Genomic DNA, 13,114 nt, shown 5'->3' with positions numbered 1-13,114 from the left:
GCCGCCTGAGCAACCGGGCGACCGGGCCACCCGCGCGCGTCAGTCGTCGAGCGCGAGCTGTGACAGGAGCGCGTCGATTTCCTGCCGGAGTTCGACCACGAGGTCGTCCAGCGGGATGATCCGGCTCTCCCGGACGCCCCGGTGGCTGAGTTCCGCGCCGCCCGCCGCCAGCGAGCGCTCGCCGATGACGAGGCGCAGCGGGAGGCCGCGCAGGTCGGCGTCGTTGAACTTCACGCCGGCGCGGAGTTCCCGCCGGTCGTCGTAGATCACTTCGATCCCGGCGGCGCACAACTCCTCGAACACCCGGTCCGCGGTCGCCCACGTCTCCTCCTCCCGGGCGAGCACGACGAGCGAGACGTGATACGGGGCGACGGAGATCGGCAGCTTGAGGCCGTAGTCATCCCGGTGCTCCTCGGCCACGCAGGCCAGCAGGCGCCCCGTCCCGATCCCGTACGAGCCCATCCAGATCGGGCGCTCGACCCCCTCCTCATCCGTGTACATCGCCTCCAGCCCCTCCGAGTAGCGGGTGCCGAGCTGAAAAATGTTCCCCACCTCCACGCCGCGGGCCATGCGCAACCCTTCGCCGCAGCGTCCGCACGCGGCGCCCTCGAAGGCAAGGGCGACGGGCCCGACGACGGTGGGCTCGTAGTCGCGTCCGCAGCAGACGTTGCGGAGGTGGTAGTCCGCCTCGTTCGCTCCGAGCACCAGGTTCGCGGACTCCGACACCCAGCGGTCGACGACGAAGATCGCGGCGCCGGGCTCCACGCCCACCGGCGAGGCGAACCCCGGCACCATCCCGGCCGCCGCGATCTCCTCCTCGTGCGCCGGGCGAAGCTCGAGCGCTCCCGCGAGGTTCTGGACCTGGATCGGGTTCGCCTCGAGGTCGCCGCGCACGATCGCCGCGATCAGCTTCTCTTCGCGAGCCCCCGCCTCCCCCGCGAAGCTGCCCGTGTAGAAGACCATCTTCCCGGTCTCCCGCGCCGAAATCCCGAGCAGCCCCGTCACGTCCTCGATCGTGGCCGTTCCGGGCGTGTGGACCCGCTCCAGCGGCGACATTTCCTCCTCGCGGGGCTCGAGCGTGAACTCGGCGACCTCCCGGTTCGCCGCGTAGCCGCAGGCGTCGCAGAGCGCGAGGCTGTCTTCGCCGATCGGGGTCACGTACATGAACTCGTGGGCGATCTTGCCGCCCATCATGCCCGTATCGCTCCGCACGGCCGTGAGCGGCAGGGCGCAGCGGCGCCCGATGCGCTCGTACGCCTCGTAGTGCCGGTCGTACTGCACCGCGAGCCCCTCCGGATCCCGGTCCAGCGAGTAGGAGTCCTTCATGATGAACTCGCGCACGCGGATGAGTCCGCCGCGGGAGCGGAGTTCGTCCCGGAACTTGGTCTGCATGTGATAGACCATGGCCGGGAGCTGCCGGTAGGACTGGATCTCGGACGCCGCGTGGAAGGCCACCACCTCCTCGTGCGTCATCGCCAGGAGCAGATCGCGGTCGCGCCGGTCGACGAACCGGGCCATCGTCGCATCGATGTCGTACCAGCGGCCGGTCGCCTGCCACAGCTCCGCCGGATGCACGACGGGCATCGACAGCTCCTGCCCGTCGATCCGGTCCATCTCCTCGCGCAGGATCTGCTCGATCTTCCTCAGCGACCGCCAGGCGAGAGGCAGATAGGAGAAGATGCCCGCCGCGAGCTGGCGGACGTAGCCGGCCCTCACGAGGAGGCTGTGCGACTCGATCTCGGTTTCCCCCGGCGCCTGGCGCAGGGTCATGCCGAAGAGATTCGAGACACGCTGTCCTGTACGCTGTCCTGTACGCTGTCCTGTACGTTCGGTTCGATTCACGGGTCGACCAGTCAGGGTGGTTGGGTGGTGAGGAATTGCCGCCGGACGGCGCCGAGAGACACGCGACGCTAACCGGCCCGCTGTCCGCGGGCGAGCATCTCGATAAGATATCGGCCCGACAGCGATACGACCTCATCTCCGGAGCAACCCGTGAAGCCTCTCACGATCATCGTCCTCGCCACCGCACTGGCGGCGCCCGTCTCGGCACGCTCGTTGCGCGGCCAGGAACCCCGGGAGCCGAAGGCGGAACTCACGGCGCTCCACGACATCGTGGCCTCCGTCTCGGCCGCGCGCGTGGAGGCGGACATCCGGCGGCTCGCGGGCTTCGGCACGCGTCACACGCTGTCCGATACGCTGTCCGACACCCGCGGCATCGGGGCCGCGCGGCGTTGGATCAAGACGCAGTTCGATGAGATCTCCGCCGCGTGCGGCGGGTGCCTCGAGGTCTCCTACCAGACCTCCTTCGTCGGAGGCACGACGCGCATCCCCGACACGACGGCCGTCGTCAACGTGCTCGCGATCCAGCGGGGGACGACGGACCCGGGCCGCTACGTCGTGATGTCGGGCGACATCGACTCGCGCGCGTCGGACGCGCTGGACGGCATCTCCGACGCCCCCGGCGCGAACGACAACGCCTCCGGGATGGCTGGCGTCCTGGAGGCCGCGCGGGTCCTCACGCAGTACGAGTTCAACGGATCCATCATCTACGCGGGACTCTCCGGCGAAGAGCAGGGGCTGTTCGGCGGGCGGCACATGGCCCGGGTCGCGCTCGACGAGGGCTGGCGCATCGAAGCGGTGCTGAACAACGACATGATCGGCAACATCGAAGGCCAGAACGGCGTCTCGGACAACACGGTCGCGCGCGTCTTCGCCGAGGGCACGCGGGCGGACGAGACCGAGCAGGTCGCCGCGCGGCGGCGCGTCACCGGGGGCGAGGTGGACTCCCCGTCGCGGAACCTGGCCCGCCTCATCGACCGCCTCGCCGACGGCTACGTCCCGAATCTCGACATGATGATGGTGTACCGGCTGGACCGGTTCGGGCGCGGCGGGCACCACCGGCCGTTCAACGACGCCGGCTTCCCCGCCGTCCGGATCATGGAGGCGAACGAGGACTACCGGCGCCAGCACCAGGACATCCGCGTGGAAGACGGGGTCGAGTACGGCGACGTCATCGACGAGGTCGAGTTCGATTTCGCCGCGAAGCTGACGGCGGTCAACGCGATCTCGCTCGCCGCCATGGCGTGGGCTCCCGCGCCGCCGCGGAACGTCGCGGTCGAGGGCGCCGTCCGGCCGTCCACGACGCTGAGGTGGGACCCCGTCCCCGCCGAGCACGCCCCTAACCTCGCGGGATACCGCGTCTACTGGCGGCTCACCGACGCGCCGCAGTGGCAATGGAGCGTCTTCGCGGGCGACGTGACGGAGCACACGCTCGAGAACATCGTCATCGACAACTACCTCTTCGGCGTGGCCAGCGTGTCCGAGGACGGCTACGAGAGTCCCGTCGTCTTCCCGTGGCCCATCGGCGCCTACGAGCCGCTGGAGTGGCTTCGGCGCGACCCGGGCAGATAGCGGGCCGTGGCCGGGAGCCGCCAGGCGCAGCGCACCGCTACGCCCGCCGCCAGGCCCAGCGGAACAGGACGAAGCAGAACAGCAGCGCGACGGCGATCCACAGCCCGCCCCACAGGAGCGTGGGCACGCCGGTGAGTTCGGCCAGCATCCGGGCATCCGACCGCAACTCCGGCCGGTCGAGGATGTCGCTCTTGATGTCCAGCACCGCGTAGAGGCAACTCGTGAGGCCGAGCGCCGTGAGCAGGACGCGGTTCACTCCGGCGCTCGCCCGCCAGGCCACCGCGAGCAGCGCCGCGGAGAAGGCGAGCCCGAACGCGACGGCGAAGGACTGCTGCGCGAAGAGCAGCGTCATGCCCCCCACGATCACGGCGAGGGCCGCGGAGAACCACGAACTCAGCGTCGGGAAGCGTTCCGCGCCCCAGATCATCAGCCCGCCCCACAGCAGACTCCCGAGGTATCCCGCGGACAGGCTCAGGAACGCGTTCCCGCCGGGACACCGGCACAGTCCTCCCTCGCGCGGCGTCACCTCGATGGCGAGGATCCGGCCCCCCGTCGCCAGCGTGGCCAGCCCGTGGCTGATCTCGTGCAGCAGGACGACGAAGAGCTTCACCGGATACACGAAGGGCGTGTCCCAGAGCAACCACACGGCCGCGAAGAGGCCGACGAACGCGGCCAGGAAACGGACTCTTCGTTTGGATCGATCGTTCATGCGTTCCTCATACGGGATGCGCCGGGCGCCGGTGTCGGGTGATCCGGATCCGGTGTCGGGCGACCGCGCGCCGTCACGGTGTGGTCACGGTGCGATCAAGCTGCGATCACGCTGCGATCAGGAAGGCGAGCGCGACGAGCGTCATCGTCACGCCCGCGAGCGCGTATACCGGAACTTCCCGGTCGAACCACCAGCGGCAGACCGCGAAGACCAGCGAAAAGAGGCCCAGCGTCGCGTACACGGGGAGGAGCGCTCCGGCCCATTCCGTGCGCTCGCTGAGCGCGAGCACCGCGAGTCCCGAAGCGAGCGTCGCGACGAAGAGGGAGCGCTCGTCCGTCAGCGGCGGCTGTGGCCAACGGGTCGCGGGCAGCCAGCCGCCGAACGCGAGCGGGGCCAGGACGAGCGCCTCGCCCACCACGGTCAGCCGCCAGGCATTCTGTGCCGGACCCGCGATCAGGAACGCGTCGGTGAACGCGGCGAAACCGGCGGACGTCGCGGAGACCGCACCCAACAGGTAGAGCCCGAAGGCGATGATGCGGCCCGAGATCCGCGCGGCATGGAAGGTGCCCGGAGCGTCCCGGCGCAGACGGAGCGCCGGCACGGATCCCGCGGGCGCCCTCCCCACGCCGCGGGGCAACCACCGGGGGCGTCCGGCGCGCCGCGACATGGCCAGCAGCCGCGCCCCGAGTTCGCGCACCTCGTCCGCCTCCGCGCTCGACAGCTCCGCGCGGGCCACGGCGGCGTCGAGTTCGTCCTCATCCAGCAACACCCCGCTACCTCGCTCCGGCAGCCACACGTCGAGATACAGGTCCTCGATGACCCAGCGTGAGGATTGCAGTCGCGGAGGCCGGATCAGGTTGATGTAGTAGCCCTGAAAGGCGCCGCGGGGGTGGTAGAAGGCCCCGACCTCGAAGGGCTGCCCGGGCCGAAGGAACCACATGAGGAGGGAGCCCGGCCGCAGGGTCGTGGCCGCGTCGATCCTCACCGGCTTGAAGCGCGCATCGAGGATCTGAAGCGTGACCTTCCACTTCGGGCCGTCCACGAGCAACTCCTGGCGTAAGCGCTGCACGTGGCTGCCGCGACGAACCTCCACGTCGACGCGGGGCGCATCTTCCGGGATCCGGCGCGCGGCCCGCAGCGCGCGGCGCCGTGCCCCGAGGAGGTCGAAACCCACCTACATGTCCGGCGGAGACCCCGGGTCCCGCCGCAAGGCGTCGGACGTGAACGATCCATCCGCGTCGGCGAGCCTTTCCAGTCCCGGCGCCGGAGTGAAGCGGTCCCCCTGCCGCTCGCGCAGTTCGAGGAGACGGTCGCGCACGGACCGCGCTCCGCGAGACTCCGCCCACGCGAGCGGTCCGCCGCGGAACGGCGGGAATCCGGTGCCCATCACCATCGCGAGGTCGACGTCGCCCGGCCCCGCGACCACGCCTTCCTCCAGCGCGTACATCGCCTCGTTCACGGAAATCAGCAGGCAGCGATCGATGATCTCCTCGGGTCGCACGCCGCCGCCCCCCGAGCCGAAGGCGCGGCCCACCTCCCGGTCCACGCGCTCGTCGCGATCCGAATAGGTGTAGAAGCCGCGGCCGTTCTTCTTCCCGAGTCGGCCCAGGCCCGTGAGCGTTTCCAGGGCCGCGGAGGGGCGCATGCGGTCTCCGAACGCACGGGCCATCTCCTTCGCGACGTGCGCGGCGACATCGAAACCGACCTCGTCAAGCAGCCGGCACGGCCCCATCGGCAGCCCGAACTCCTTCAGCGTCCGGTCGATGCGGACCACGTCCGCACCATCCTTCAGCAGGAACCCGACTTCGTTCAGGTACGGCGCGAGGAGCCGGTTGACGAGGAACCCGGGCCGGTCCGCGACCAGCACGGGTGTCTTCCCGAGCCGCCGCGCGAGCGTGAACGCCGTGGCGAGCGCCGCATCCGAGGAAGACTCCCCGCGGATGATCTCCACGAGCGGCATGCGGTGCACCGGATTGAAGAAGTGCAGGCCGACGACCCGGTCCGGCCGGGCGGCCACCCGGCTCAACTCCGTCACCGACAACGAGGAGGTGTTGGTCGCGAAGACGGCGTGCGGGGGGAGTGCCGCCTCCACATCCCGAAGGACCTGCTGCTTCACATGGAGCCGTTCGACGACAGCTTCGATGACGACATCGACCTCGTCGAAGCGCTCGTAGTCGAGCGTTCCATGGATGAGCGCGAACTTCAGCCCCACCTCCTCCGGCGCAATGATTCCCCGCTTGCCCGCCTTCCGGAGCAGTTCGCTCGCGTGGCGCAGTCCCACATCGAGCGCCTCCCGGTCGATGTCCTTGAGGATGACCGAGAGGTCGTGCGCGGCGGCAAGCTCGGCGATCCCGCCGCCCATGACGCCGGCCCCGAGGACGGCGACCTTCTTGACCTCCCGCTGCTGTGCCGCGATCTCCGGCGCAAACGTCCTGTTCGCGGCGCGACCTCCGCGGAACAACCGAACGAGGTTCCGGCAGACGGTCGTCGTGGCCACTTCACCGAGGGCCTCCGCCTCGATGGCGAGTGCCTCATCGATCGGCAGGTCCAGCGTGTCCTCGATGACATCGATCGCCTTCAGGGCCGCCGGGTAGCGCGTCCCCGAGGCGCTGCGCACGCGTTTGCGGGCGCCCCGAAACAGAAGGCGCCGACCCAGGCCGGTGTTCTCGAGGAAGCGGTCGCGCGCCGTCGCATGCGGGAGCACGCGCTCGACCCGCCCGAGCACGGCGTCCAGGGCCACCTGCGCGACGGAATGCTGGAAGCCCGTTTCCTCGAAGACCTGGTCGACGAGACCGTATCGATACGCGTGCGCGGCGGAGAGGCTCCTGCCCGTGAGGATCATGGAGAGGGCCCGCTGAATCCCGATGAGGCGGGGCAGCCGGACCGAGCCTCCGAACCCGGGAATCAACCCGAGCTTGATCTCGGGCAGGCCGATGGTCGTGGCGGGCGTGTCCGCGGCCAGGCGCCAGTCACACGCCAGCGCGAGTTCCGTGCCTCCGCCCAGGCAGGCGCCGCGAAGCGCGGCGACCTTCGGGATCCCGAGCCGTCCCAGCCGGCTGAAGATCCGCTGCCCCATGGCGCTCTTCCGCCTGCCGTCCTCTTCGTCCTCGATACCGGCGATCTCGTTCACGTCGGCGCCGGCGATGAACGTGTCCGGCTTCTCGCTCCAGATCACGACCGCGATGGGATGGCCGGTGGCGATCCGCGACTCGAGTTCCGTGAGGTGGCGGTCCAGGTGCCCCATCACCTCGGAAGTGAGGAGGTTCACCTGGGAGTCGGGGGCGTCGAAGATCAGCCACGCGATCTTGTCCGCGTCGATCTCGAGCCTGAGCGTCGTCGGCTTATCGCCCATGCGTCCCCCTGCTACCCGGCAGCCAGGGGCCCGCGGGGCTGCGCGCGGCGCGAAGGCCGCCCGTGTCTTGCCGGTAAGGACCTAGCAGCGCTGACGCACACCCTGCCGCAGATCGGCGTTGCCCGGCTCCAGCCGCAGCGTGTCCGACGAAGCCTCGTCGACCATCACGTTCCAGTAGAGTTCGCCGCCCGCCGTGTTCACCCGCGCGTGGACCCACCAGGGCCCGCCGGACGCCGACGCCCACGCCACCCCATCGGCGTCCGTGGTGTCCGCCAGCACCTCTCGTCCCAGCGCCGTGAGCAGATCGCTCTCCAGGTCGCCATACCCCGCGAAGGCCGCTTCCTCCCAGGAATCGATGACGATGCAGATCGAGTCGACGCGCTGCTGGGTGGCCAGCTGCATCTCGTTGAACTCGTCGAACGCCGCCTGCCGCTGGCGGTCCAGGGCCCGTTCGCGATCCTCGAGGTCGCCGAACCGGTCGAACAGTTCCCGGTACTCCCTGCTGCGATCGTCGAGGTTGTCGAGTTGGGTGGTGATCGCCCGCATGGAATCGCGGACGTTGTTCCAACTCGACTCCGCCGTGCTCCACCGGTCCCGCAAGTCCTGTTCGGTCAGGGAGGCCTGTTCGAGATCCGCGGGGATCGACGGCTCCGGCGTCGCGGCCTGCCCGGTGATGACGGCGAACAGGGAGTCGCGATCGAAGGGGATAAACTGAACTTCCAGGTCATCCACCGGCTCGGACGCGGCCTCGTCGGCCGTCACCTGCACGGTGATTCTGCTGCCACAGGCGGTCAGCAACGGGAGGATCGCAAGAAGCGGGACAGCCGCGCGCAACTTCGACATCAATCGAACTCCAGTTGGGGTGTCCGGATAAGTGGGCGGAATCTAAGAAGCTCCTGCTAGCGGCGGTAGCCGTCCAGGAAGTAGCCGACCGGATTCACGGCGCGGCCATCGACCAGGACCTCGTAGTGGAGATTCGGACCCGTGGCCATCCCGGAGATGCCGACCTCCCCGATGATGTCGCCACGCTGGACCCGTGCGCCCACGCGAACCGCGATGCGGCCCAGGTGAGCGTAGCGGCTCTCATAGCCGTCGCCGTGATCGATCTCGACGATACGGCCGTACGAGCTCTTCGAGCCGGCGAAGGTGACCTGTCCCGCTCCCGTCGCCATCACGGAACTGCCGAAATCGGCCGAAATGTCGACCCCGGTATGCGGGCGCCGGAGTCCGAGCATCGGATGCAGCCGGTTATGGCTGAAGCCGGAGGAAAGCCAGGAATCCTCCCCGATGACCGGCCAGATCGAGGGAATGCGCTGATACCGCTCACGCCGCACGCCGACGGAATCCGCCGCCTCGGTGAGACTGCTCCGAAGCAGGTCCGCGCGCCGCAGCAACTGTTCGATGTCGACCGCCACATCGCCGGCTTCCCGCGCCAGGTCCGGGGCGATCTCGAAGAACTCGTCGTTCGTCGGGTCGACGCCGCCGGGACCGCCGACGCCTACCGAGTAGACGTCGGGATCGAGCAGCGGAAGGCCGGCGACGATCCGGAACCTCTGTTCCTGCACCGAGAGATCGTCGAGCGCCCGGCTGAACTGTCCGCTGCGGCGCTCCATGGCCTGCAGGCTGCTGATCAGCTGTCGGTTCTCGGCTCGATAGCGCGCGAGTTGCTCCGCCGCGTCCTGCCGCCCCAGCACGGTGGCGACGAAGGCGGACGCCATCATCAGGAGCACGGCCGCCACGACGCCGACAGCTTTCGCGCGGCGCTTCTCCACGCGATAGCTGCGCGCCCGCCCGCCACTCCCGGGCAGTATCTGTATCGTCCAGTACGTAGGTTTTATCAAGTCATCCAGCCATAAAGAGGAGCTTCCGGGCGGGTCGCCGCGAAACGGCGGCAACCCCGTCCGCAGCCGCAACATCGACCGATGAAGCTAGTCGCGGTGGGCAACCAGTGTCAACGTTTTACCCGCTGCGGGAGGCAGCGTTCCGGGTCGTGTCCGGGTTGTGGGCGGGCTGTGGGCGATCAGGGGCGCGGGAAGAGCACGCCGCTCGGACGCACCGCGCGGAGCCCGGCCACGGACGGTTCGAGGTGCTCGAAAGCCGGCGGCGGGCCGTCGCCCCCCAGGGTCCGCCAGAGTTCGGCCGCCTTCCCCGGCGTGAAGGGAGCGAGCATCGCGGCGACCGCGCCGAGCGCCGCGATGAGCTGGGACAAGACCCCGTCGAGGGCGCCCGTGTCCGCGCCCCCGTCTGCGCCGCCGTCTGCGCCCCCGTCTGCGCCCCCGTCCCCGCCGTCATCCCCGCCGTCGCGCTCCGCCTTCGCCAGCGCCCAGGGCTTCGACTCGTCCACGAACCCGTTCGCCGCGCGCACGACGTCGAACGCCGCCGCCAGACCCCGGTGCAGCAGGTAGCCCTCCATCGCCGCGTGGTACTCCGACAGGGCCCGCGCCGTCTTCCGCGCGAGTGCGCCTCCCCGCGGAGGCGGCACGTCCCCGCCCCGGTACCGGGAGACCATCGAGACCACGCGGTTCAGGAGGTTGCCGAGGTCGTTCGCGAGGTCCGACGTGTAGCGGCGGTCGAACTGCTCGATGAAGGCCTCCGTCGATGGGTAGTCGCGGTCGCCGTCCCACGGCACCTCCCGCAGCAGGAAGTACCGCAGCGCGTCCGGCCCGTGCCGCTCGATGAGTTCGACGAGCCCGAGTTCCGTGCCCGCCGACTTCGAGAGCTTCGCCCCGCCGATCTTGATGAAGCCGTGGGCCCACACGCTCTTCGCCGGCGCCACGCCCGCCGCCAGCAGCATGGCGGGCCAGTACACGCAGTGGAAGCGCGTGATGTCCTTGCCGATGATGTGGAGGTCCGCGGGCCAGAACTTCCCGAACGCGTCGCCGTCCGGATAGCCGATGGCCGTGATGTAGTTCGAGAGCGCATCGAACCACACGTAGACCGTGTGCTCCTCATCCCCCGGAAAGGGGACGCCCCAGCGGATCCTCGCCCGGGAGGCCGAGATGTCGTCGAGTCCGGACTCCAGCAGGCGGGCGATCTCGTTGCGGCGCGTGCGGGGCCGGACGGACGCCGGGTCTTGCCGCAGGCGGGAGAGGAGCGTGTCCCGGTAGTCGGAGAGCCGGAAGAACCAGTTCTCCTCCTCGGTCCACTCGACCTCGCGCCCCGGGTGGAGCGGGCAGCGCCCGTCGGCCAGTTCATCGTCCTTCTTGAAGGCTTCGCAGCCGGCGCAGTAGTGGCCCTCGTACTTCGAGCGGCGGAAGTCCCCGTTCGCGGCGATCCGCTTCATGAGCGCGGTCAGGCCGCGGTGGTGGCGCGGTTCCGACGTCCGGATGAAATCGTCGTTCGACAGGCCCAGGCGTTGCCAGACATCCAGGAAGGCCTCGGCGATGCGGTCCACCCATTCCCGGGGTTCCGATCCCTGCTTTTCCGCCTCCTGCTGGACCTTCTGCCCGTGCTCGTCCATGCCGATGAGAAAATGGACCTCGTCCCCGCGGGCGCGGCGGTACCGGGCGATCGCGTCGGCGCCGATCTTCTCGATGGCGTGTCCCAGGTGCGGGTCGCCGTTCGAGTAGTCGATCGCCGTCGTGAGATAGAAGCGGGACACTACCTGCGGTCCAGCTCGGCGCGCCGGGCCGTGCGCCGCTCGTCCCGCAACTGCGCGAGCGGGATGGTGCGGATCTCCCCGTCGCCCGCCTGGAGCGACACCGTCTCCTCGAACAGATCCCACGACTTCACGTTCTCGCGGCCCTGGGCGGTCTGAATCGTCCGGCCCACGGGCGGGAAGCGCTTCTTGGCCTGCGTGTACACGGCGTGCTCGTAGCGGAGGCAGTTCATGAGACGGCCGCAGGCGCCCGAAATCTGGCTCGGGTTGAGCGAGAGGCCCTGGTCCTTCGCGAGCTGCAGCGTGACGGGTTCGATGGACGTGAGCCACGAGCGACAGCAGAGTTCGCGGCGACAGCGGCCCAGCCCGCCGAGACGGCGCGCCTCATCGCGGACCCCGATCTGCCGGAGGTCGATCCGGGTCCGGAACGAGCGGGCCATCTCCCGCACGAGGGCGCGAAAGTCGACCCGCTTCTCGGCGGTGAAGTACACCGTGAGCTTGTTGCGGTCCCACTGCCACTCCGCCTCGCTCACCTTCATCCGCAGCCGGTGTTTCGCCGCGAGTTCGCGCGTGCGCCGGCGCACCTCGAGTTCCTGGGCGCGAAGCTGCCGCAGCCGCAGCACATCGGCCGGGGCGGCGCGGCGGATCACGCGGCGGGACGGCAGCGGCACGGCGCGGTCGCCCACGCTGTCGCAGCCCCCTTCGCACGCCAGGTCCCCGGCGGCGGCCGCGCGCTTCACGCGCCCGATGTCCTGTCCGCGGTCGGCCTCCACGACGACGTACTCGCGCTCCGTCAGCGCGGGGGCGCCGCTGAAGGCGAAGAAGTCGGAACGAAGGCCCTTGAACCGGACCTCGAGGACCTGGCTCGGGGCGCCCGCCCCCGGACCCGGCGACCCGACGCGATCCGGCGTCGCGGCGGGACTCGGGGCGGCAGGACTCGGGGCGGCGGGACTCGGGGCCACCGGATCCGGTCCGGGCCGACGCTCGCGAGAGGCGCCGCCGCCCGACTCCCCGCCGGGACGCGCGGAACGGGGCGCGCCGGGACGCACGGGACGGGGCCGGCGGCGCTCGCTCACCTCTCCTCCCAGGCGCCGATGGCGTAGTACTTGTCCCGCCGCGACTCGACCAGGTCGTCCGGCTCCAGCTTCGCGAGTTCCCGCAGGTGGCGCCGGATCGCGGCGCCCATGGCTTCGACCGCGGCCTCCGGGTCCGTGTGCGCCCCGCCCCTCGGCTCCGGGATGATCTGGTCCACCACGCCCAGATCCTGCAGGTCGCGGGCGGTGAGTTTGAGGGCTTCCGCCGCCTTGTCGGAGTGCTCGCGGCTCCGCCACAGGATCGCGGCGCACCCTTCGGGCGAGATCACCGAGTAGATCGCGTTCTCCATCATGAGGACGCGGTCCGCCACGCCGATGCCCAGGGCTCCGCCCGAGCCTCCCTCGCCGATGACGCCGCTCACGATGGGGACCCGCAGGCCCGCCATCACGGCGAGGTTGCGGGCGATCGCCTCCGCCTGGCCCCGCTCCTCGGCCCCGATGCCCGGATACGCCCCCTGCGTGTCGATGAAGGTGACGACGGGGCGGCCGAACTTCTCGGCCAGCCGCATCAGGCGCTTCGCCTTGCGGTATCCCTCGGGATGGGGAGAACCGAAGTTGCGGCGCAGGTTCTCCTTCATCTCCCGGCCCTTCTGGTGCCCGATGACCATGACCGAGCGGCCGTCGAGCTTGAGCCAGCCGCCGACGATGGCCGGGTCGTCGCGGAAGACCCGGTCGCCCCTCAACTCGAAGAAGTCCGTGCCGATCCCCCGGATGTAGTCGAGCGAGAAGGGACGGTCCTGGTTGCGGGCAAGCTTCACACGGTCGAAACGCGACAGGCGGGCCATGGCCTCATCGTGCGCGGCGGCGAGTTGGGCTTCCAGCGGCCCCAACTCGGCGCTCACGTCGATCCCGCGCTCTCTGGCCTTGGTCCGAAGCTCCTCCACGTGGTTGCGGAGTTCGGCCAGGCCTTCCTGTTCTATCGACATACGCGATTATCTCTCGGTCCCGGA

General features: G+C 70.0%; 10 protein-coding genes. 1 reads left to right on the top strand and 9 read right to left on the bottom strand.

All coding sequences use genetic code 11. The features are described 5' to 3' along the window. Window positions 1-39: 39 nt before the first annotated feature. Complete coding sequence (locus tag ACOGXI_RS13400) at window positions 40-1,770, bottom strand: proline--tRNA ligase (protein WP_419939334.1); 1,731 nt, start codon at window positions 1,768-1,770, stop codon at window positions 40-42. A gap of 222 nt (window positions 1,771-1,992) precedes the next feature. Between ACOGXI_RS13400 and ACOGXI_RS13395 the strand changes: the two genes are divergently transcribed. Further along, a complete protein-coding gene (locus tag ACOGXI_RS13395; protein WP_419939333.1) occupies window positions 1,993-3,411 on the top strand; it encodes a M28 family metallopeptidase in 1,419 nt (472 codons plus the stop codon). A gap of 37 nt (window positions 3,412-3,448) precedes the next feature. Here the strand turns inward: ACOGXI_RS13395 and ACOGXI_RS13390 are convergent, their stop codons facing one another. The 8 genes from ACOGXI_RS13390 to ACOGXI_RS13355 form a co-directional block, all read right to left on the bottom strand. Then, window positions 3,449-4,120: a M50 family metallopeptidase gene (locus tag ACOGXI_RS13390; RefSeq protein WP_419939332.1), complete on the bottom strand. Its 672-nt coding sequence runs from the start codon at window positions 4,118-4,120 to the stop codon at window positions 3,449-3,451. Between the two features lie 106 nt (window positions 4,121-4,226). Next, on the bottom strand, window positions 4,227-5,294 hold the full coding sequence (locus ACOGXI_RS13385) for a DUF402 domain-containing protein (protein ID WP_419939331.1): 1,068 nt from the start codon (window positions 5,292-5,294) through the stop codon (window positions 4,227-4,229). After that, a complete protein-coding gene (locus tag ACOGXI_RS13380; RefSeq protein ID WP_419939330.1) occupies window positions 5,295-7,472 on the bottom strand; it encodes a 3-hydroxyacyl-CoA dehydrogenase NAD-binding domain-containing protein in 2,178 nt (725 codons plus the stop codon). Window positions 7,473-7,553: 81 nt separating this feature from the next. After that, window positions 7,554-8,315 (bottom strand): hypothetical protein, encoded by a 762-nt coding sequence (locus ACOGXI_RS13375; RefSeq protein WP_419939329.1) that lies wholly within the window; start codon window positions 8,313-8,315, stop codon window positions 7,554-7,556. A 56-nt stretch (window positions 8,316-8,371) separates the two neighbouring features. Continuing rightward, window positions 8,372-9,313 carry a M23 family metallopeptidase gene (locus tag ACOGXI_RS13370; protein ID WP_419939328.1) on the bottom strand — a complete coding sequence of 314 codons (942 nt, stop codon included), beginning with the start codon at window positions 9,311-9,313 and terminating at the stop codon, window positions 8,372-8,374. Between the two features lie 179 nt (window positions 9,314-9,492). Beyond that, window positions 9,493-11,073, bottom strand: a complete 1,581-nt coding sequence (metG, locus tag ACOGXI_RS13365; protein ID WP_419939327.1) for a methionine--tRNA ligase — start codon at window positions 11,071-11,073, stop codon at window positions 9,493-9,495. Further along, window positions 11,073-12,146 (bottom strand): PSP1 domain-containing protein, encoded by a 1,074-nt coding sequence (locus tag ACOGXI_RS13360; protein ID WP_419939326.1) that lies wholly within the window; start codon window positions 12,144-12,146, stop codon window positions 11,073-11,075. Before ACOGXI_RS13360 ends, metG begins: the two co-directional genes overlap by 1 nt. Further along, the gene (locus tag ACOGXI_RS13355) at window positions 12,143-13,090 is read right to left on the bottom strand and encodes an acetyl-CoA carboxylase carboxyltransferase subunit alpha (RefSeq protein WP_419939325.1); all 948 of its coding nucleotides are present in this window, start codon (window positions 13,088-13,090) and stop codon (window positions 12,143-12,145) included. Before ACOGXI_RS13355 ends, ACOGXI_RS13360 begins: the two co-directional genes overlap by 4 nt. Between the last annotated feature and the right edge of the window lie 24 nt (window positions 13,091-13,114).

Origin of the sequence: Candidatus Palauibacter sp., from assembly GCF_965208055.1 — a bacterium.
Taxonomy (GTDB): Bacteria; Gemmatimonadota; Gemmatimonadetes; order Palauibacterales; family Palauibacteraceae; genus Palauibacter.
This window is presented reverse-complemented; position numbering and strand designations above follow the sequence as displayed.